Origin of the sequence: Paenibacillus sp. JCM 10914 (genome assembly GCF_001315105.1) — a bacterium.
Taxonomy (GTDB): Bacteria; Bacillota; Bacilli; order Paenibacillales; family Paenibacillaceae; genus Paenibacillus_AQ.
Genome location: NZ_BAZR01000007.1, coordinates 100,184 through 121,118 on the forward strand (window position 1 = coordinate 100,184; position 20,935 = coordinate 121,118).

Sequence of the window (20,935 nt, forward strand, 5' to 3'; positions counted from 1 at the left end):
AGCTCGAGATTGTTGATCCTCCGATGGGCTATCCAGTACCGATGTTTCCAGATATGCCTAGCGAGCATGCTCCGGGCCTCAACGATCTGCGCACATGGCCGGCGCGGCAAAGATTTCATATTCGACCACTTGATAGCCGTATTATTACGGCTATTTTTTGTGCTGGTTAGAACGCAACCAATTTAAGGATATCGCGTCTTATCTAAAGAAGGAATGAAGCAGGCAAATGAAAGGCTCGGAATTTCATTCAGAAAGGGAAGATCAGACCATGAAGATTGTTGTTACAGGAGCAACAGGGAAGCTCGGGAGCCTTGTCATTCAGCATTTATTGAAACGGATGCCTCCAAGTCATATTATTGCGTTCGTTCGTAATCTTGATAAGGCTACTGATCTGATGAAGAACGGGATTGATGTTCGTAAAGGAGATTATAATGAACCCGAGACCATACGTAACGCTCTTCAGGATGCAACCAAGCTTCTGTTCATCTCAAGTCCTGACTCCGATGATGCTTTACGTGTGGTTCAGCATGCCAATGTCATAAAAGCTGCCCGAGATGCAGGCATTGAACACATTGCCTATACGAGCTTCGCCTTTGCGGAAAACAATCCGTTTGCCGTTGTTCATATGGCTGCGGAGTATGCTATTCGTGCGGCTAAAATCCCTTACACCTTTTTGCGGAACGGCGGCTATTCAGAGTTCTTCATTAATCCCTTGCTCCAGGCCAATGTCAAGTCCGGAAAAATCATGACAAACAGCAACAACGGGAAAGTCAATTCGGTTAGGCCGTGATGATTTGGCGCTTGCTGCAGCAACGGTCCTCACAGAAGGCGGTCACGAGAATAGGGGCTATAACCTCGTTTCAAACAATCCTTGGAGTTTTGATGATCTGGCTCAAGTTATATCCGAGGTTTCGGGAACTCCTGTTATTCATCAATCGGTGACCTTCCATGAAGTGAAGAATGCACTCGTCCAAGTTGGGATGTCGGAAACATATGCCGCTATGACCGCTGGGATTTATAATACCATTGCAGAGGGCGGAATGGAGAAACATACGGATGATTTACATAGACTGATTGGATTTGAGACACCGATCAAAGAGCAGGTGGAGAAGGCTCTGCAAAATTAGATTACATTTCGTCCGATATCTACTATTCATTGTATGGCAAATCCGGATAAGGTTGAAAGAGGAGGTTACATTGATGTACGAAAGTTTGGCAAAAAAACTGGAAAGTACGACAGCCGTAAAGTGGTTCCCCGGACGGGGTGCAAAAGAAGAATGGATCGTGGAAGCGGAAGCAGAGCTTGGATTCAACCTGCCACCTTCTTATCGCTGGTGGCTCAAGAATTACGGCATCGCACTGTTAAGCGGCACGGGAATTCTCAAGTTGGGTCCTTCGGAAACGAGGGATATCGACGATATGGATATTCTGTACATACACCGCCTGAATCAAGAAGATGAGGAATGGCGGGCGATGTATCCGCACCGGCTTGATCTGTTCGTCCCCGATGAGGATGAACTTTATTATTTCGACACGAGTTCGTCGAATGAGCAGGGAGAGTTTACGGTTATACGTTACGATCTGATGAACGGAATCGTGGAGGAGTATGCCCCGTCTTTTGCGGAGTTTTTGGAGCAATTGATTGATAGACGCAGTTCGGTATATTGAACCTTTTGGAAAATACTTGAACATGGTAGTGGGAAATACGTTATCCTGACAATAAATAAGAAGAAGGCAGCCGCTCATATGAGCTCGGCTGCCTTTGTTGTTCTGCTTAGATTTGGGCTCATGGTCTATTATCTGGTTAGCTCTAATCAAACTGCTCGAAATAGGCTGTACAAGCCTTCAATGTCCATGAACGTCCGACAGGACCCCACGGATCCCATTGGCTGCTGTCCGGGTGATAGACCTGATCGTGCTGCACTGCTCGAAGCTCATTCCAGAGCGGGTGGTGCTTGAGGCGTCCAACTTCGGCATGGTCACTCCATAGAAGGAGCATACGTTCCGGATTCAGTTGCAGTAGCTCCTCGAGATTGATTTGTTTGTAGAACGAATGCCCTACCTGTGCATTAGGCTGAAAACCGAGTCCACGATAAAACATATCGCTGAAGGCATGTCCCGACACGCCGTAAATGCGTAGATCACCTGGCAGGATCCGGACGATGGTCCATGCTCCCCCTTTACTGAAATGCCGCAGCTTGTCGCGCTGCGCTGTTTCCGTTAACGCTACGCGCCGGATAATTCGCTCGGCGAGCGACTCGGTCTCCAGTAAACGTGAAAGCTCCCGCAAATAATCGTCCCAGTCGTTGCACCCGTCAAAATGCACCGTATTCCCAGCCGCTTGCCATGAATCATCATTTGGATTACCGCGGAAATCCATTTTAATAATCAGATCCGGGGAGGCATGTTGCACATCCTCAAGCGGGATATAACGTTCTGCATTGAGCGGGACGGTGCCTTCCAGACGATGCTGAAGATATTCCGGAAAGCCGCTTGGCGTATTATATACGCTAGGATAAGCGGGGGCGGCAACAGGCTGGATGCCAAGCGAAAGCAGATGGTCCTGCAGGAACAGGTGACTGACCACTGCAACGCGGGTATGATGCTTACGGGAAGCGTAGCCGGTGGGCGATATGCCTTCCGTCTTTTTAAATACCCGACTGAAATACAATTCATCGCTGTAGCCGATACTCGATGCAATTTCTTTCAGAGTCGGACGGTCTGACGTGAGAAGCAGCTCCTTCGCCTTGCTGAGTCGCAGCCGAGTAAGATAACCGCTGGGTGATAGTCCCGTCAACTTTTTAAAAGAGCGGCAGTAGGCGCTTGGCGTCAATCCTGCAAGCCTCGGGAGCGCCCCGATTTCGATTGGGTTCATATAGTGGCTGTTCAAATAATCTACGGTCTTGCTTATCGTATCATCACCACGCCGTGCCTGTTGCTCAACCTGCAGCACAACGGTGTGAAGAAGCTCATAGAACAAGGCATGCCGTCTAAGAACAGAAGATAGAAGGGGAGATCTATTCAATTGGAGCAGTTGTTCAAGCAAAGTTTCCCAGGTTGTAGGATTCGGAACGGGCACAACCTGGTTCTCGAATGAATACCTGTTGGATCCGGTCATGGTGTTGCGACTATCATACTGCACAATATAACAAACAAGAGCCTGCTTAGTTCCAACATGGACGGTAATCCGTGTGCCTGACTGAAGAAGGCAGCAATTTCCGACTTGCATTCGATGCGCGGTTCCATTGATCAGCAGTTGTCCTTCACCACTGGTAATATAACATAGCGCTTCTGAGTTTAATTCCAGCGAGCGGAGTGTTGCGCCTTTCTTGAGACGCAAACGGCGGATCCGGTTCAGCGCATAAGGCGTGAATTCCTCACCAGCATTCATCATAGTTCATCCTTTAGCCATAAATAAATTCATTCTCATAATAATGAGAATGATTATCATTATTATAGTTGAAGTTGTCGCTCAAAAGCAATTACCAATGCCGATGTTCCTTCACGCAGCAAGATTCTAGTAAATACGGTCCATGGAAAAAGAACAATGACGTCCATGTTCATGGGGAAGAGAGTTCAGTACTATTGATAAGTGAGAATTATTATCAAATAGCATCTTGGAAAGAGGGGAAACGTGGGAAGTTTGTTTACAACCCGTCGCATGAAATGGGGGGCACTCGCAGCAACAACCCTCTTGCTGGTTGTTTGCGTAAGCATAAGTATTTTGTTTGGTTATCACAGTTTCAGCTTGCGGCAGTTGTGGGAAGCATGGTATCGGTTTGACGGGTCCAATGAGCACTTGCTTATCCGAACGGTTCGCATCCCTGCTGCATTAATCGGTGCAGCTGTGGGTGCGAGTCTGGCCGTGGCGGGAGCGTTGATGCAGGTGCTGACAAAAAATCCGCTCGCTTCGCCTTCCGTGCTAGGCATTAATGCCGGAGCCGTGCTGGCGGTCGTGGTCGTCGTAACCGCGGCCGGATTTCAATTCTCATTCGGCCAGATGATTTGGATCGCGTTTGCGGGCGCAGCGGTTACTGCGGTCTGCGTCATCTCATTAGGCTCATCAGGGAGGGGCGGATTCCGTACCGTTAAGCTGACGTTAGCCGGCGCCGCCTTCGCGGCGTTCGCTTCATCGATTACGTCTGGCATTATGTTGCTGAACGATCGATCAATGGACGAGCTGTTATTCTGGACCGTCGGCTCAGTGTCCGGCCGCAAGTTAGAGCAATTGGCGGCGATTGTTCCTTACCTGGCGATTGGTTGGTTCATCGCGCTGGTTCTGAGTAGATCGTTCAATGTTATGGCTATGGACGATGACATTGCGAAGGGACTCGGTCAACGGATTTGGCTCATTCGGGGGTTGACGTTGCTGGCTATTGTATTGCTTGCGGGAGGCTCGGTAGCGCTGGCCGGACCGATCGCTTTCATCGGATTGATGGTGCCTCATATCGGGCGCTTCCTATTCGGAGCTAATCACTTTTGGCTTATTCCGTTCTGTATGTTTGGCGGAGCGTTGCTGCTCGTAGCAGCGGATATCGTGTCGCGATTTGTGCTGATGCCCAAGACGATTCCTGTCGGGGTTACGACGGCGCTGCTTGGCGTCCCATTCTTGATCTATCTGGCCAGAAGGAGGATGGAATGAGCGGCGGCGGTGCATGGCGCGGCAACACTCGCCGTGTCGGTGCACCGGAAGGTAGGCAATGGATGCAAGGTTATGGAGTACGTCTTGCAGTCATTGTGACGCTCGCGCTCATCCTGGGATTGTTAATTATCCTTAGCATATCTTTTGGCGCATCCCGCTTGCCATTTCGTGAAGTCATTGCTGCTTTGTTCGGTGCGGGCGACACTCAGACAAGTATGCTCATTCATAAGCTGCGTCTGCCGCGCGTACTCGTTGCCGCGCTTGTCGGATCGGCACTGGGCGCAGCGGGAGCGATCATGCAGGGGGTGTTCCGCAATCCGCTGGCCTCGCCTGATATTATGGGCGTCAACGGAGGCGCTTCGGTGGCTGCTGTAGCATTCTTGACGTTGACAGGCAGCCGCTTCAGCATTTATTGGTTGCCTGTAGCTGCAATCGCCGGCGCATTCATCGCTGCTGTACTCATCTATTTACTCGGCTGGAAACGAGGGGCATCGCCGATTCGGCTGGTCCTGATCGGTGTAGGCATCGCTACAGCGATGTCCGCACTAACGACGTTTCTGTTGATCAGCGGTCCTGCATTCAAGGCTGCTCAGGTGTTGAATTGGCTAAGCGGTACGATTTACGGCTTGTCCACGCCCCATTTGCTTGCCCTGCTTCCATGGGTTGCTGTGTTTCTTCCGGTTGGGTGGATGATGTCGCGGCATCTCGACGTGCTGTCGCTCGGCGATGCGACCGCTGCGGGTTTGGGCAGTTCGGTGCAGCGCACCCGTTTGATACTGCTTCTAATTAGCGTTGCACTTGCTGGAGGCGCAGTCGGCATCGCCGGAGGCATTGGCTTTGTCGGACTAATGGCGCCACACATGGCCCGTATGTTGGTCGGTATCCGCCACGGGATACTCATTCCTGTCTCGGCGTTGGTCGGTGCCATTATACTTGTTGGTTCAGATATGGCTGGGAGGCTCATGTTCATGCCGTACGATCTGCCAGCGGGTATCTTCACCGCGGCCATTGGCGCACCGTTCTTCTTTTATCTGTTATACACGAAACGCCAGTTCGGCAATTGATTTATGAGAACAATCTGGCAGAGATCACAAACGCTGACCGGATTTACTATGGAGGAGAATAACCATGTTTGCAATGAAAAAGGGATTATTAACCATGATCGCCATCATGATGGCGTGCGTACTGTTGCTGTCTGCTTGCGGAAATGCAGATAATAAGACGACGGAGCAGGAAACTACTTCAACCTCGGCAGTTGGGGTAAAAACGGAGGACACGGACAAAGAGGCAACGCCTGAAGCACCCATAGATGAGCCGCGCACGGTCCAACATGCGATGGGTGAAACTGTACTGACAGGTACGCCGGAGCGCGTCGTCGTTCTGACCCAAGAGGGAACAGAGGCTGTATTGGAATTGGGCATTATCCCGGTTGGTGCGGTCAATTCAGGACTTGGCGATAGTTGGTTTTCTCATATTGCGGATGAAATGCAAGGGGTGAAAGAATTGGGTGATGAATCGCAGCCCAATGTTGAGCTTATTCTTGAGCTTCAGCCAGATCTGATCATCGGCAACAAAATCCGCCACGAGCTCATCTACGATCAATTGAAGGAAATTGCACCGACTGTGTTCTCTGAGGACCTGGCCGGGCAGTGGAAGAACAACTTCAAGCTCTATTCCGAGGCGCTGGGCAAGGTAGCGGATGGGGAAGCAGTCATGGCCAGCTACGATGCGCATATTGCAGATGCCAAGCGTAAACTGGAAAGTCAACTGACCAAAGAAGTATCCATTGTCCGGTTCTTGCCGCAAGCGGTTCGTATATACCAGAAGGATACGTTTGCTGGCGTGATTCTGCAGGACCTGGGCTTCGCTCGCCCGGCCTCGCAGGATGTCGATAATTTCATGGAAGTGATCGATAAAGAGCGAATCGCGGATATGGACGGCGACGTGATGTTCTACTTTAATGCCGACTACGATGAAGAGAAAGGTGGAACGCTCAATCAGCAGGAATGGATGAATGATCCACTGTATGCCAATCTAGACATTGCCAAGAATGATACGGCCTTCCAAGTTGATGAGGTTGTATGGAACTTGGCAGGTGGAATAAAAGCCGCTAATCTGTTGGTCAATGATATCGTACGATACATGGAAGGTCTATAAGGGGTCCGGCCAACCAGTTAAATATGATCGGTTACCAAAAACCAGCTAATATCATGATTAGCTGGTTTTTGAACGATTTCACCTAAATCGATTGATTGAAAAAGAAGAAATATTGTGCTCGGTCTTCCCTGAAGTAATCAATTCGCTTAATATCTGTCCAACGACACTGCTGAATTTAAAGCCATGTCCTGAGAAACCTGATGCAATGGCAACGTTAGGATAAGCCGGATGCAAATCGATAATGAAATCTTCGTCAGGAGTCAGTGTATACATGCAGGTTTTTCCGTATTTCAATTGTCGTGTAGAAGGCATAAAGCGATGTAAAAATTGATTTAAATCTGTTGCGTCTTTCTCTAGTTCACCAAATTCGAGGATGGCTTCATCGGGATTGATTGTTTCTCCTCCATCATGTCGGCCCAATTTGAGTCCGGAACCATGGATGCTTGGAAAACCATAATATTGTCCTTGAGTTGTCTCAAACGAAAAGGCTGGAAAATCCCGATGATTATATAAATCTTCATTGACGTCAAACCAAGCAACTGTTTTTCTTACTGGATTTAATGGCAGCTCTAAATCCAACATGGAAAGTAGGCTTCCTGACCACGCTCCTGCTGAAACCACTAGCCCATGAGCGCTAAAAGTTTGGTCCTGCGTTTTGACGGTAACGCTTTGATCATGAACCAATAATTCTTTCACTTTGCTATTGGTTAAGATGGTGGCTCCGTGCCGCTCTGCAAGGTCCCGATATGCTTCGAGGCACTCCTCACATTTCAGCACTCCTGATGTTGGTTCGAAGCACCCCGTATACTTACTCGGTAAAGTGATGCCAGGCCAACGTTCATTCACTTCATTTGAACTTAAAATTTCAATTGGCAATGAATAGGTTTGTGAACTTGAGATGATATTCTGGATAAAACTCTTGTTCTCGTCGCCCACGTTCAGAACCCCGGTTGGGAGAAATAATGGTTTTCCCGTCATCTGCTCTAACTCGTTCCATAATTCTTGAGCCTTGAGCGCGAGCGGAACGTATTCTTCGCCTTCACCATAAGCATGCCGAATGATTCTCGTGTCTCCGTGATGACTCCCTTTGTTATGGGGTGGGTTAAAGGAATCTAACAACAACGTCTTTTTTCCACTCTTTGCTAAAAAATAACCTGCCGCCATCCCCATCGAACCTGCTCCAACTACAATTACGTCATAATGCATGGCGTGTTATCCCTCCTTGAATAGCTTAACGATTATACCATGTTAATATAAGGTTAATCGATAGGAGAATGATAGCCTCGTCTTCGCGGAGGGGGAGGAGTCGAAGCGATTGTTAAACACTTACAATTGGTTCAACGATTGTTATTGAATTCCGGACGGAATCGAGATTGACTGTTGCGCCAATCGGCAAAGCCGCTTTATAAAAACCATGGCCTGTGGCAAGATTCGTTATGATCGGCTTACCAAGAGGTACAACAAATTCGTTGATTATATCCTCGTAGGATTTTCCATAAGCCGCCTGGCAGCCAGTGCATTCACCCATAATAATACCGATGCAGTCACGAAATTTTCCGGCAAGCTTCAAATCATTCAAGTACCTGTAGACGGTATTGGTAGGTTCATGTGTCTCTTCAAGAAAAAGAATTTTACCCCGCGTATCGATTTCGAAAGGCGTTCCGAGCGTATCGACAAATGATGTCAGATTACCGCCCACAAGCTGCCCCGTCACGTTGCCTGGAACACGGCTTATCAACGGCATCCCCGTTGGATTCAAGATGGTTTGGTTTAATGAATATACGGATGTCGCGGCAAAAAACTGTTCGAAATTATAAGCGGGCGTTTCGGGTTTGAAGTCAATCAGCAGCATGCTATGGAATGTTATGAGTTCCACATATTGATGCAGCACATTTAATAGTACCGTGATATCACTGTAACCTGAGACGATTTTGGGATTATTTCGGATCACATTATAATCTAGGTACGGAAGGATCCCGGCAACTCCTGTACCGCCTCTTGTCGGCAGTATCCATTTGACTTGCTCGTCTTGAAACATCATCATCAAATCGGATGCGCGCTGCTCATCTGTGCCTGCAAGAAACCCGTTTTGCGCATATACGTATTGACCCAATACCGTATTGAACCCCATTGCCCTCAAATATTCGACCCGTGCATTTATTATGTTTGCAGCGAGCGGGCTGCCCAAGGTAACAATTCCAACGGTATCGCCCAACTGCAAGATCGGCGGACGTATCGGCATATGTTTATCCTCCTCCTCTACAACAGTCTCATGATCCAACGAGGGATATAGAGGATAACATCCAGAACCAGCGTGGCGTAACCAGATGAATTGTCCAACCTGCTTCGTCCGGGCCAGTTGATCTTTTTCATGATATGTACCTCATTTTAAATAGATTTGTTGATTTGCGTGTTGATGCTCCTATGTGGGTAATAACACATAAACATCAACATGGACTAAACTCAGAAAGGCGTGATTCATCTTGAATTCAAAAGGTTCTGCTATAATGAAGATTGCGATATTCGTCATGGCGTTATCGCTTACGGCATGTGCGGGAGGAACGGAACCTTCCGCTCCCCCTGAAATGTCACCACCGATGAACGAAGAGGTACCTGCACCTGAGTCGGAGAGCGAACCGACGCCTGAAACGGCGCGGCCACAAAGCGAAACGTTTGATTTGATGACCGCCGAGGGCAACCAGTCACACACAGCGACCTTGCATCAAGGTGAGGGTTTCTCCTTATACGTATTCGAGAAATTTGAATTCGATGCTGGCGAAGGACGGTTGTTTCTCAGCAGCGACCCGGAATACGAGGTCGTCATTGAACCGCTGCCTGCCGATTACGATCTGACAGAGCTTGAAACGAAAGGCCAAGAAGAACTGGAAGCCTTCGGCGAGGTATCCAATCATAGCGGCGAGTTAATCGAGCATCCGCTGGGTTCCGCCGAGCTCTACCTCCAGGCCTCGAGCGGCGAAGGAATCCGCGATTATATCGTGTGGCAGTCGGAAACCGGGGACGCCTTTCTCTTCAGACTTCATAATCCTAAGGGCGAGGCCGCTTCCGATTTTGCCGGACCGGTGCTCGTGTCGTTATCTACGGTACGAAGCGATCTATAATGATAGAGCGTGCATATGCACGTATATGAAGTCGCGAAACCCGCGGCTTTTTTTGTTTTAAAGACAAAGTTCATTATCTAATACGACAGAAGATGACATATATAAGGTATATAATAGGTGGCAGATCCCGATCCATCCATGTAATAAAGGCATGATTAAGAATCCAAAGGAGATGTTGGGCTGTGGGCAAGAAGGTAGATTATAAGAAAGACTATAAACAACTCTATATACCAAAAACGTTGCCGGAGATTGTGGAAGTACCGCGGATGCCATTTTTTATGATCAGCGGTTCCGGGGACCCTAACGGCGAAGAATTCGCCATGGTAACAGAAGCTTTGTACAGTATGAGTTATGCGGTGAGGATGTCTCACAAACGTGAGATCGTGCCGGCTGGATACTATGAATATACGGTATTTCCACTAGAGGGCGAATGGGACTTGCTTGATCGATCAAAGCCAGCGACAGACAAAAGCAATTTGAAATACACGATGATGATCCGCCAACCCGATTTTTTGACGGAAGAACTTTTCGTACGATTTTTGGAACAGTTGAGAAGGAAGAAGTTAAATCCGTACCTTGAGAACATTCAGTTTGCCTGTGTCGAAGATGGATTGAGTTGCCAAATGATGCATATTGGAAGTTTTGACGATGAACCGGAAAGCTTTGCACGCATGGAAGCATTTTGTACAGAACAGGGGTATCATCGTGCAAGTAAAATCCATCGGGAAATTTATTTGTCGGATCCTCGCAAGACAGAAGCGTCAAAGTTGAAAACGGTGCTGAGATTCCCTGTAATAATTGATCCGGACAGGCCGTAGCAGGCATTGTAAAATTTGACGATTAGTCGGGATAAGCAATAACTAAATAGAACCTAGTCAGTTCCTCAGTAGCATTAATATACATGTGTTCCGTGTTGGCGTTAAATTTCAAAGCTTCATTCGTACCCAATTCAAAGTTTTGCCCTTGTATATCGAGCGTAAGCTTGCCGCGCTGTACCAGCAAATATTCCTCGCCTAAATGCTTTTCGGAGACATGCCTGCACCCAGGTTTCAGGTCTACCGTATATATCTCGAATTTCTTGTCCGGATGAAACGGGAATACGGAATAGACAAAATAATTCTCATCGTCATCAACCAAGGGGGTCAACTGATCGATATTGATTTTTTCGATTTGCGGCTGATCCGTATCTTTCAAAAAAGCAGAAAATGATACTTGCATCCCATTGGCAATTTTCCACAGTGTAGTTACGGATGGATTGGATTTACCGTTTTCGATTTGAGCTAACATGGCCTTACTGACTCCGGTCAGTTCCGCCAAACCGTCCAAACTCAAACCGCGCATTTTTCTCATTTTTGCAAGATTGTTTGCTATAACCAGTTGAATGAATTCCATAAAAAACTCCTTGACTCTTATTGTTTGTTTATTATAGCATACATATGAACATTATAACAGACAATAGGATGGAAATATGATGAATGAATGGTCTCACAAAATGGCAAGCGAAAGCGAAAGAAAATCCGCCACCTTTTATCAAGGGGTAAAAGATTGTATCCCAACCCTCATTGGGTATGTCAGCATTGGAATTGCTGCTGGAATTGTAGGAGCTTCCTCTGGTCTTAGCATCCTAGAAATTGCTTTGTTATCCGCGCTTGTGTATGCTGGCGCAGCGCAATTTATTATCTGCGCGTTGATTGTATCAGGAAGTCCCATATCCGTTATTCTATTTACGACTTTCATTGTGAATTTACGCCACTTTTTATTGAGCATGACACTGGCTCCTCATTTCGCAAAATATTCACTAATGAAAAATATCGGGATCGGAACTCTCGTAACAGATGAATCGTTTGGTGTTGCCGTTAACAAAATAGCCCAAAAGCAAAAGATCAATGCGGCTTGGATGAACGGATTGAATGTAACAGCTTATACATGCTGGATTTTGTCTTGTACGCTGGGCGCTATTTTCGGCAAATGGATTTCAAATCCTGAAGTATTCGGGTTGGATTTTTCATTGACGGCTATGTTTGTGGCTTTGCTTGTGTTGCAACTACAGAATATCGACAATGAAAGACTGAAATTTTATCTAACCTTAATTGCTTATGTTGTCATATTGATGCTGGTTCTCAGTATGTTTGTTCCTTCTCATATCGCCATCATCCTATCCACAGTAATTACGGCAACGATTGGGGTGGCCAAAGACAAATGAATGTTAACTTATCGATTTTATTCATCATATTAGGCTGCGCATTCGTAACCTTTGTTCCAAGAATTATTCCATTTATCGTGATAAGAAAGATTGCGCTGCCTGAAGTTGCGGTTAAGTGGCTATCTTATATTCCAGTCTGTATTTTTGCTGCACTGATCGTTGATAGCTTGATCGTTGAAGATGAATCTTTGCTGGCAATCGATTGGAGAGTGCTTGCCGCTATAGTTCCTACGATTGCGGCGGCCTTATGGAGCAAGAGCTTATCCATTACGGTTCTGGTTGGCATCGTATGTATGGCTGTTGTTAGATTGTTGTTCTAATGCAACGGGTACGCTTGAATTAATTCGTCAAAATGATCTCGAATGATTGGATCACTCAAGCTTCGGGTACTGGTACTGTATGAAATCATTCCCCAAAGGAGCTGATGAATGTGAAAGCACAGGTCAGATCATTCTTTGTAAAGGACGATGGCGAAGTTCCTAACAATCCGGACTTGCCGGTCATCGTATACGAAGGCATATTTGCCGAACGCCCGGACAGCCTAGAGGGAGCCTTCAACCGTCATCAATGGACAGGTAGCTGGACGGGCGGCGTATACGACTACCACCATTACCACAGCAACACCCATGAGGTGCTCGGCGTGAAGTCTGGCAGCGCAACCGTCCTCATCGGCGGTGACGCCGGAGAACGGCTCACGCTCGGCGTGGGCGACGTGATGGTGTTACCTGCTGGAACGGCGCATATGAAGATAGACGCCAGCCCCGATTTTGCGGTCGTAGGGGCGTATCCGGGTGGCAGCACACCCAATCTGAGAGAGCGGAATCCGACCGATCGAACGCAGGCAATCGCTGAAATTCGTAACGTGCCTGTTCCGCCCACGGACCCGGTGTATGGGAAGGAAGGGCCGCTACTGGATAAATGGGTGAAGTAACCTGGAGACTCATGCGGTTGGCATCAACTTAGGACAGGGACCCCCGTATGTTTGATATATTGTGTTGGTGGAAGACGCAGCCCATTTAGGCTGCGTCTTCGTCATATCTATGACTGACTGCGGAATAGCCATAAAAAATGACCCATGCACAAGTCGTGGGTTCATCTTGGTCGCAATATGACATTATACTTAATGGAAGAAAATAAAACAATTGAACGCAAAATAACGCTATGATATAATCATTAGCGCTACTGACAAATTCAAAAAAGATGTATTAATTATTACTCCTAATTTAATTTTACATCCGAAACTTTGATTTGTCAATGCACTTTTAATTTCCATAAAAAGGTAAAGGAGTGCGTTCTAGAAGATGAAAGAGAAGAGGTTCCATAAGGAACAGGAACGGCTGGAGCAAGTCAGGAACAAATTGCAGGCCAGAGTAAGCGAACTGGAGCCGGAGGTTGCAGGATTACGTGATCAGGCCGCGGATATTCGCAAGCGGTTTTGGGAAGAATTGACGATCAACACGAGCACGACCGAAGATTTCGAGGACAGCTTTTACTCTGTGCAGCAGCAGTCCGTGATGCTGGCCGAACGGGAGCGCAGTCACAGACGGTTGGTACATCAATGGAATGGCCTAAAGCGGCTGCTGCCGTCGCCATATTTTGGACGGGTTGACTTTCACGAGCATGGTTTGAGCGCAAGCGAGCAGGTCTACATCGGGGTATCTTCATTCATTGACGATGACGGATTGAGTTTTCTGATTTATGATTGGCGTTCTCCGATCGCAAGCCTCTATTACGACTATCCACCCGGTGAAGCTTCTTACGATACACCGGCAGGTCGAATTGAAGGGGTGATGACACTCAAACGACAGTTTCAAATTCAACATGGACACATTCGCAATATGTTTGATGCGAGCGAAACGATTGGCGACGAATTGCTGCAGCAGGTACTCGGTAAGGACGCAGATTCGCAAATGAAGAGTATCGTAGCCACCATCCAGAAGGAGCAGAACACCATCATTCGCAATGATAACAGCAGGATGCTGATTGTTCAAGGTGCAGCGGGCAGTGGGAAAACTTCCGCGGCTCTACAGAGGGTGGCGTATTTACTGTACAAACACCGCCAAACGATTCGGGCCGATCAGATCGTGTTGTTCTCACCCAATTCGATGTTTGGCAGTTATATTTCTTCCGTGCTTCCAGAACTCGGCGAAGAAAATATGCAACAGGCCACGTTTCAGGAGTACATTGACTATTGGCTCAGTGGATCCCTGCGGTCAGAGGATATCTTTGATCAGATTGAATACACGCTGACTGAACAAGGGGTACCGGGATATCCGGCTCGACTTCAAGGGATCGCTTATAAAACCTCTGAAGCTTATCTGAAAGCCCTGCAGAACTACGGACAGTGGCTGGGCCGACAAGGGATGTTGTTCACAGATATCCGGTTTCGTGATCGCGTGTTGATAACCTCCGAGCGTATGAGCGAGAAAATGTACGAGTACGACAGTTCCTTGCCATTATATAGTCGCGTCGCTCTTTTGCAGGAATGGCTCTTGGATCGACTGGCTTCACTCGAACGCAAGGAGCGTCACGCATCCTGGGTCCAGGATGAGTTAAATTATCTCGATAACGAACAGTACGCAGAAGTATTCGGCAAGCTGCACAAAGAGCGTGATTTATTCGATCTCTCGGAACATTACGCTACAATCCACGAGCTAATGAACAAGCAGCGGCGGGGCGATGAAGGCGACATTGATTTTGCCCAGCGGGAGGAAGAGCTGATTCTTCGTGCCATCGTGAAGGAGAGTTTTAAGCCGCTTCGAAAAAGCGTGAAGCAATTTTCGTTTGTCGATTTCATCGGTATATACGCTCAACTATTCGACGACGAAACCTCGTATCGGGACAAAACCAATACGGGTGTCATTCCTCCGCTCTGGCCGGAAATCTGCAGACAGACCAAAGATAAGCTGAGCCGGAACGAATTATTCCATGAGGATGCGACTCCTTATCTGTTCGTAAAAGAACTGGTCGAAGGCGTCAGAACGAACAAGGAGATCCGCCATGTCTTCGTGGATGAGGGTCAGGATTATTCGGCATTTCAATATGAATATCTGAAAAAATTGTTTCCGCGCGCCCGGATGACAGTACTGGGCGATTTTGGGCAAGCGATCTTCATCCAGTCTACCAGTTTGGATGCTGCAGATTCGCCATTAATCCGCCTTTACGGCGAACACGAAACCAGTCTGATTCGCCTTGTACGCAGTTATCGTTCAACAAGTGAGATCGTTGAGTTCACCAAATCAATGCTGCCAGGTGGAGCAGACATTATACCGTTTCAAAGGAGTGGGCAAAAGCCGCTTCTCACCAGCGTGGACAGCAGGGAGAAGCGTGATACGCGCATATTGGGGGATATCGCGGCGCTCAAGGCCGAAGGTTTCGCATCAATCGCTGTCATCACAAAGACTGCGGCGGAGAGCCGAAAGGCTCATGAATCATTACTGAATCATGGCGGAGAAGATTTGCAGCTCATTACGAGGGAGACGCTGAATTTTGAGAAAGGCGTCATGGTCCTCCCGGTGTATCTCGCCAAGGGTGTCGAGTTCGATGCTGTATTGGTCTATGAGGCTTCCTCTGATGTGTATGGTCAGGACAGCGAGCGTAAGCTTCTTTATACAGCGTGTACGCGGGCCATGCATCGGCTCCATCTGTACACGACGGGAGATTGGTCGCCGTTCGTGCAGGAATCGCATGGGAATCTGTATGAGAAAGCAATATACTGATGGATTAGGGTGACATTGGTCGCGCTGACGGTCGTTATCTACGGTTCAAAGCGATTCATAATGATCGACAAAGGGTCATTCGTTTCTCAGAAACGAATGACCTTTTTTGCGATTTACCGTGCCCGTATGAATAACGTGGATTGTTCCAAATTGTGTTAAAATCAAAAGCAATCAGATGTTCCACGATGATCGGGACATCTCTATTTAACCGAGCAAGTCAGGAGGATTTATGATATGCAAAAACGAATTCTGCTTGTAGAAGACGACAACGACATAAATCAGTTGATTGAAAGTCAGCTGAAACAGGATCATTATCACGTTGAATCTGCACGCGACGGAGAGGAAGCACTCGCTCTTTTTCAAAAAGAGATGTTCGATCTAATATTGCTGGATTTGATGCTTCCCAAGGTAAACGGCATGGATTTGCTCAGGCGTATCCGAGAGACCAGCAAAGTTCCTGTCTTGATAATATCTGCGAAAGGCAGTGACCTCGACAAGGCCATGGGCCTTGGGTTTGGTGCGGATGACTATATCAGCAAACCGTTCTCCATGATCGAGTTGACCGCCAGAGTACAGGCTGCCATTCGTAGGTCAACGCTTTACTCAGAAACGGACAGCACACCTACCGAGCCTCCTGTTATTACATATAAGGATCTCATCTTGAATTTGCAATCGTTCTCCGCAAAAACCAAGAATAAAAGCATCCCGCTCACCGCTAAGGAATTTCATATCTTAAAGCTGCTTATGACCAATCACAGCAGGGTATTCACTAAGGAACAAATCTACCAACTCATCTGGGAAGACGAATATTATGGGAATGAGAACGTGATCAATGTTCATATCCGAAGACTTCGGGAGAAAATTGAAGAGGATCCGTCCACTCCGCAATACATTCGGACGATTTGGGGAATCGGATACAAAATGGGGGATTAGGCGATGATCCTTCTTTTATGCGTCATTATCGGCGTATTGGCTGTAATCATTGGCTGGCAATGGTATTCCAGAAGAAAACGGAATCAAATTATTCTTGAAATAACAAGTGGAATCTCAAACATCTTGGAATATGAAACCACTGAGAAAGTACTGGTACCGACTGGCGATGACCCGATTCAGCAACTGCTTATACAGATTAACCGTCTTCTGGATAACAAGCAGAAGGTCTTTGCGGATTATGCCAGAACGAAGGACAGCCAAAGGAAAATGATCTCGAACATGTCCCACGATCTGAAAACTCCGCTGACGGTCATACTGGGCTATACGGAAAAACTGAATCAGAAGAATTCGTTGACAGCACAAGAAGAGGAACAAGTGATTCTACGGTTGAATGAAAAAGTGAACGGTCTGATCTCATTGCTTAATCAATTCTTCGACCTTGTCAAAATCGAATCGGAGGACTATGACATCGCGTTAAGCAAAATATCGCTGAGCGAGGTTTGCCGAAACACCGTCCTTGAGTTTTACGATCTGCTGATCTCCAAAAATCTTCGGGTGGAGATCGACATTCCTGAACAGCCTTATTATTTCCATGGTAACAAGGATGCGCTGCATCGAATATTAAGCAATCTGATATCGAATTCCATCCGCTATGGTAGCATGGTGGCGTGTTCGGGTTAACGGTTCGGGATGAAGGGGAAATCGTAGCTGTTGACGTTTGGGATCGTGGCAAAGGGATCGCAGAGATTCATCAAGAACGTGTATTTGAAAGACTCTATACCCTGGACGATGCTCGAAACCCGCAATTTCATGGAAGCGGGCTGGGACTCAGTATTTCTAAACGTTTAACGGAGGAGATGAACGGGACGATCAGTCTAAGCAGCTCACAGGCTGAGAAAAAAACAACCTTCACCTGCAAATTTAAACAATTAACCTATTAAATAAATGAGAGAGGTTGTTCTGTCGTTCAACGTCTCTTTTTTTTCTCGATTGTAACTAAATTTCATTCTTAAGAAACATGTAAGAATTGAGAAAGGAATAATTTAACTCTCCAGTCTATGATAAAGGTAACCAAAGGAACACATTGTAATCGAGGTGGTGTAATTACATGAATTACATTATTCAAACTTCTGAACTGACGAAAACAGTAAAAGGAAAAGCCATTGTATCCAGTGTCAATCTGAATGTGAGAAAGGGCGAGATTTATGGTTTGCTGGGACCTAACGGCGCTGGCAAGACAACGATCATGAAAATGCTCACGGGCCTCATTCTTCCGACCTCTGGTGCGATCATGTTATTCGGCAAGAAATTGTCCGAAAGCTCGAAAGAGGGCTTGAAGCGCGTAGGAAGCATCATTGAATATCCGATCTTTTTCGAGCATATGACGGCCATGGAGAATCTCCAGATTCACTGCGAATACTTGGGCTATTATGATAATAAAGCGATTCACCAAGCATTGGACTTGGTCCAATTGAAAGGCATCGAGGAGAAAAAAGTGAAAGAATTCTCGCTGGGTATGAAGCAGCGTCTTGGCATTGCAAGAGCAGCTATCACCAAGCCGGAATTGATCGTGCTGGATGAACCCACGAACGGACTGGATCCAATCGGCATTAAAAATATGAGGGATTTGGTTCGAACGCTGAACCAGGAATATGGCATCACGTTCCTGCTGTCCAGCCACATCCTGGGGGAAATCGAGCAGGTAGCAGACCGCATCGGCGTGATTCAGAATGGTCGATTGGTGGATGAAGTGTCCTTGGCCGACATTCAGCGGCAGCGGACCGATTATATTGAAATTTTGACCTCGAACGTGCAGAAATCTGCCTTTTTACTAGAGCATGAGCTGCTAATATCTAATATTAAAATCGTAAAAGATCAGCGCATCCGAATCTATGATGCCGATATATCGCCGGGTCAAATCACGAAGCTGCTGATAGCGCATGAAATCGAGATCGAGGAGATCCAGAAACATACCAGCACGTTGGAAGACTATTTCTATCACCAAATGCAAGGAAAGGAGTGAATCCGAAATGATGAAGTTAATAAGACTTGAATGGAGGAAGTTAGAGCGGAAAAAAGTGATCGGCGAAGTCATTACGTATTGGGTCATAATCATGTTGTTGCCGGTCTTATTTCTCAAAGTAGTCTTTGTCGATATGCCAATGATTCGTTTTGGCGAGAGTTATGCAGCTGCAATGGAGCTGATGCTGCCGATTCAGCTGGGGTTTCTGTTGTTCGGGGCTTCCCTGATCAATCATGTATTCATTGAAGAATATAAGAACAAAACGATCGCCCTTTCATTCGGATACCCGCTAAGTCGAAAAAGACTTGTCTTAGCCAAAGTACTGTTTATTATCATTGCGGTTTTCTTCGGCACGCTGGTATCCTTTGTGCTTAGCGGTATAGCGACCTACGCGTTCGATCATATCCTGGATGTCATTCCCGGAACACCGACGGTGACAGACCTGATGAATTATGCGGCTCGGATGGTCATTCACTCCATCGTCGTCGCACTCGCCTCTTTGATTCCGCTATTTTGGTTTGGAGTATGGAAGAGAGCGGTCATCCCCACGGTTATTTGTGCCGTCTTCCTGATGCAGTTCCCTAATTTTGTTGGACTGCTTCGAATTACGTTGAATCCGGACTTTCTATATGCCTTATTCAGCGTACTAGGTGTGGCCAGTATCTTCTTGTCGGTTAAATTCGTGAATAAATTAGGAGATTTGTAAAGGAGAGGAGGGGACATGATGACAATCAATATAAAGACAGCCTTGCTTCCGAGCGGAGAAACGCTAAGCTACAGAGAAAGAGCCGGAACCGAACCTTGCATGCTCTTGATACACGGGAATATGGCTTCTTCAGAACTGTGGGAACCGTTATTTGGAACATTCTGATATGACCCAGCGTGTAATAGCAGTCGATTTGCGCGGTTATGGCGAGTCCAGCTATCTGAATCCAATTCATGAGATTAAGGATTTTTCTATAGATTTATATGAATTCGTAAACCAACTGGATTTGGATCAGGTCATCGTCATGGGGTGGTCGAATGGAGGAGGGATCGCCATGCAATTTGCGGCCGACTATCCGGATCGCGTACAGAAGTTGATTCTGTTGGCTTCCATCTCGACCAGAGGATACGCAGCTGTGAATGCCGAAGGTGATCGTCTGCAGACCAAGGAGCAAATAGCTAACGACCCCAGTCTAACGATGACCTTTCAGGCAAATCAGAAGCAGGATCAGGATTATTTTGAACAGGCGATGGGTTATTTTATGTTCAATAACCGTCAATCCGATGCGATGTCTCGTGCGAAGTACGTCCAGGCCAGCATTCAGCAACGAAACATGATCGAGGTTGCCGATGCCGCAAACCGATTCAACATCAGTACCGTGTCCAATGGACTAACGGATGGAACAGGGGAGCTACACCGTATTCAATGCTCCGTACTTGTCATCTGGGGTGTCAAGGATTTGATTACTACACGACAGATGACAGAGGAAATTATCGAAGATTTTGCTAGTCATGGAAAAACGGTCCGGTATATTACCTTAGACGCAGGTCACTCTCCGCTTATCGATGATCTACATGGATTGGTTACTTCCGTCAATGCGTTCATCACGCAGTCATGATAAGCGCGCTCAATATTCAAAACGAAGTTAAAATTTGATTTTATTATATCTACATTTGACCACCTACTACAAAATGTAGTATATTATTACTACTACGTAGTGTAGTAATTCAACTCGTTATGGACGCATAACGAATTAATGAGGTGTTCACTGTGAACCAAGTTCAAAAGTTATCGGATACGGAAAAGGAATTAATGGAGGCGATTTGGGCGTGTACTCCCCCTGTAACCTCCACTGAACTATTGAGTATGTTTGCTCAAAAGGGAAGAGAATGGAAAGCACAGACCGTGTCCACTTTTCTATCGCGTTTAGTGGACAAAGGGATACTTACCGCTACGAAACATGGACGTTCAAACCAATATGTGCCGCGTATTTCTCCTGAGGAATATAAGCTGCTAGAAACGCAGCACGTCTTGGACGGGTTGTATCAAGGCTCCATTAAAAATCTGATTTCAGCTATGTATGACGGCGACAAGCTATCTGATCAAGACATTAATGAACTGAAAAAGTGGTTTTCAGAAAAGTAGGTGCAGCT

The 20,935-nt window shown here is 46.8% G+C and carries 23 protein-coding genes; 19 read left to right on the plus strand and 4 right to left on the minus strand.

Annotated elements, in window-relative coordinates:
- Positions 1-268 precede the first annotated feature (268 nt).
- From JCM10914_RS31765 to JCM10914_RS11265, 3 genes are all read left to right on the plus strand, one after another.
- On the plus strand, positions 269-790 hold the full coding sequence (locus JCM10914_RS31765) for an NmrA family NAD(P)-binding protein (RefSeq protein WP_370570234.1): 522 nt from the start codon (positions 269-271) through the stop codon (positions 788-790).
- 4 nt (positions 791-794) lie between these two features.
- Positions 795-1,127, plus strand: a complete 333-nt coding sequence (locus tag JCM10914_RS31770) for a triphenylmethane reductase (RefSeq protein ID WP_023960846.1) — start codon at positions 795-797, stop codon at positions 1,125-1,127.
- Positions 1,128-1,200: 73 nt separating this feature from the next.
- Complete coding sequence (locus JCM10914_RS11265) at positions 1,201-1,668, plus strand: SMI1/KNR4 family protein (RefSeq protein WP_023960848.1); 468 nt, start codon at positions 1,201-1,203, stop codon at positions 1,666-1,668.
- Between the two features lie 142 nt (positions 1,669-1,810).
- Here the strand turns inward: JCM10914_RS11265 and JCM10914_RS11270 are convergent, their stop codons facing one another.
- Positions 1,811-3,394, minus strand: coding sequence for a helix-turn-helix domain-containing protein (locus tag JCM10914_RS11270; RefSeq protein ID WP_023960850.1), 1,584 nt, complete (start codon positions 3,392-3,394; stop codon positions 1,811-1,813).
- A gap of 240 nt (positions 3,395-3,634) precedes the next feature.
- Here JCM10914_RS11270 and JCM10914_RS11275 point away from each other — a divergent pair, with 240 nt between their 5' ends.
- The 3 genes from JCM10914_RS11275 (at position 3,635) to JCM10914_RS11285 (ending at position 6,799) form a co-directional block, all read left to right on the plus strand.
- On the plus strand, positions 3,635-4,642 hold the full coding sequence (locus JCM10914_RS11275) for an iron ABC transporter permease (protein ID WP_023960851.1): 1,008 nt from the start codon (positions 3,635-3,637) through the stop codon (positions 4,640-4,642).
- A complete protein-coding gene (locus tag JCM10914_RS11280; RefSeq protein ID WP_023960852.1) occupies positions 4,639-5,706 on the plus strand; it encodes an iron ABC transporter permease in 1,068 nt (355 codons plus the stop codon). The genes JCM10914_RS11275 and JCM10914_RS11280 overlap by 4 nt, the downstream gene beginning before the upstream one ends.
- Before the next feature lie 64 nt (positions 5,707-5,770).
- Complete coding sequence (locus JCM10914_RS11285; RefSeq protein ID WP_023960853.1) at positions 5,771-6,799, plus strand: ABC transporter substrate-binding protein; 1,029 nt, start codon at positions 5,771-5,773, stop codon at positions 6,797-6,799.
- 78 nt (positions 6,800-6,877) lie between these two features.
- Here JCM10914_RS11285 and solA read toward each other — a convergent pair whose 3' ends face one another.
- Together solA and JCM10914_RS11295 are read right to left on the minus strand one after the other, a co-directional pair.
- Complete coding sequence (solA, locus tag JCM10914_RS11290) at positions 6,878-8,005, minus strand: N-methyl-L-tryptophan oxidase (RefSeq protein ID WP_023960855.1); 1,128 nt, start codon at positions 8,003-8,005, stop codon at positions 6,878-6,880.
- A gap of 112 nt (positions 8,006-8,117) precedes the next feature.
- A complete protein-coding gene (locus JCM10914_RS11295; protein WP_023960857.1) occupies positions 8,118-9,041 on the minus strand; it encodes an LD-carboxypeptidase in 924 nt (307 codons plus the stop codon).
- 241 nt (positions 9,042-9,282) lie between these two features.
- Between JCM10914_RS11295 and JCM10914_RS11300 the strand changes: the two genes are divergently transcribed.
- Both JCM10914_RS11300 and JCM10914_RS11305 read left to right on the plus strand, forming a co-directional pair.
- Positions 9,283-9,918, plus strand: coding sequence for a hypothetical protein (locus JCM10914_RS11300; RefSeq protein WP_231638617.1), 636 nt, complete (start codon positions 9,283-9,285; stop codon positions 9,916-9,918).
- A gap of 182 nt (positions 9,919-10,100) precedes the next feature.
- Positions 10,101-10,736: a GyrI-like domain-containing protein gene (locus JCM10914_RS11305; RefSeq protein ID WP_023960861.1), complete on the plus strand. Its 636-nt coding sequence runs from the start codon at positions 10,101-10,103 to the stop codon at positions 10,734-10,736.
- Between the two features lie 22 nt (positions 10,737-10,758).
- On the opposite strand, the gene JCM10914_RS11310 is transcribed toward JCM10914_RS11305, so the two are convergent.
- Entirely contained in the window at positions 10,759-11,310 is a 552-nt protein-coding gene (locus JCM10914_RS11310) for a helix-turn-helix domain-containing protein (RefSeq protein ID WP_023960863.1), read from the minus strand.
- 79 nt (positions 11,311-11,389) lie between these two features.
- Between JCM10914_RS11310 and JCM10914_RS11315 the strand changes: the two genes are divergently transcribed.
- The 11 genes from JCM10914_RS11315 to JCM10914_RS11360 all read left to right on the plus strand — a co-directional run bounded on the left by JCM10914_RS11315 (position 11,390) and on the right by JCM10914_RS11360 (position 20,927).
- The gene (locus tag JCM10914_RS11315) at positions 11,390-12,121 is read left to right on the plus strand and encodes an AzlC family ABC transporter permease (RefSeq protein WP_036717791.1); all 732 of its coding nucleotides are present in this window, start codon (positions 11,390-11,392) and stop codon (positions 12,119-12,121) included.
- A complete protein-coding gene (locus tag JCM10914_RS11320) occupies positions 12,118-12,441 on the plus strand; it encodes an AzlD domain-containing protein (protein ID WP_023960867.1) in 324 nt (107 codons plus the stop codon). The genes JCM10914_RS11315 and JCM10914_RS11320 overlap by 4 nt, the downstream gene beginning before the upstream one ends.
- Before the next feature lie 110 nt (positions 12,442-12,551).
- Positions 12,552-13,052, plus strand: a complete 501-nt coding sequence (locus tag JCM10914_RS11325) for a cupin domain-containing protein (protein WP_023960869.1) — start codon at positions 12,552-12,554, stop codon at positions 13,050-13,052.
- 370 nt (positions 13,053-13,422) lie between these two features.
- On the plus strand, positions 13,423-15,840 hold the full coding sequence (helD, locus tag JCM10914_RS11330) for an RNA polymerase recycling motor HelD (protein ID WP_023960871.1): 2,418 nt from the start codon (positions 13,423-13,425) through the stop codon (positions 15,838-15,840).
- Positions 15,841-16,074: 234 nt separating this feature from the next.
- Complete coding sequence (locus JCM10914_RS11335; protein ID WP_023960873.1) at positions 16,075-16,773, plus strand: response regulator transcription factor; 699 nt, start codon at positions 16,075-16,077, stop codon at positions 16,771-16,773.
- A 3-nt stretch (positions 16,774-16,776) separates the two neighbouring features.
- Complete coding sequence (locus JCM10914_RS11340) at positions 16,777-17,454, plus strand: sensor histidine kinase KdpD (RefSeq protein WP_023960875.1); 678 nt, start codon at positions 16,777-16,779, stop codon at positions 17,452-17,454.
- Positions 17,442-17,714 (plus strand): ATP-binding protein, encoded by a 273-nt coding sequence (locus JCM10914_RS30125; protein ID WP_023960877.1) that lies wholly within the window; start codon positions 17,442-17,444, stop codon positions 17,712-17,714. Before JCM10914_RS11340 ends, JCM10914_RS30125 begins: the two co-directional genes overlap by 13 nt.
- Before the next feature lie 167 nt (positions 17,715-17,881).
- Positions 17,882-18,796: an ABC transporter ATP-binding protein gene (locus tag JCM10914_RS11345; protein WP_023960880.1), complete on the plus strand. Its 915-nt coding sequence runs from the start codon at positions 17,882-17,884 to the stop codon at positions 18,794-18,796.
- 7 nt (positions 18,797-18,803) lie between these two features.
- Positions 18,804-19,502 (plus strand): ABC transporter permease, encoded by a 699-nt coding sequence (locus JCM10914_RS11350; RefSeq protein WP_023960882.1) that lies wholly within the window; start codon positions 18,804-18,806, stop codon positions 19,500-19,502.
- 166 nt (positions 19,503-19,668) lie between these two features.
- A complete protein-coding gene (locus JCM10914_RS11355; protein ID WP_231638618.1) occupies positions 19,669-20,400 on the plus strand; it encodes an alpha/beta fold hydrolase in 732 nt (243 codons plus the stop codon).
- Positions 20,401-20,552: 152 nt separating this feature from the next.
- Complete coding sequence (locus tag JCM10914_RS11360) at positions 20,553-20,927, plus strand: BlaI/MecI/CopY family transcriptional regulator (protein ID WP_023960886.1); 375 nt, start codon at positions 20,553-20,555, stop codon at positions 20,925-20,927.
- The last annotated feature ends 8 nt before the right edge of the window (positions 20,928-20,935 follow it).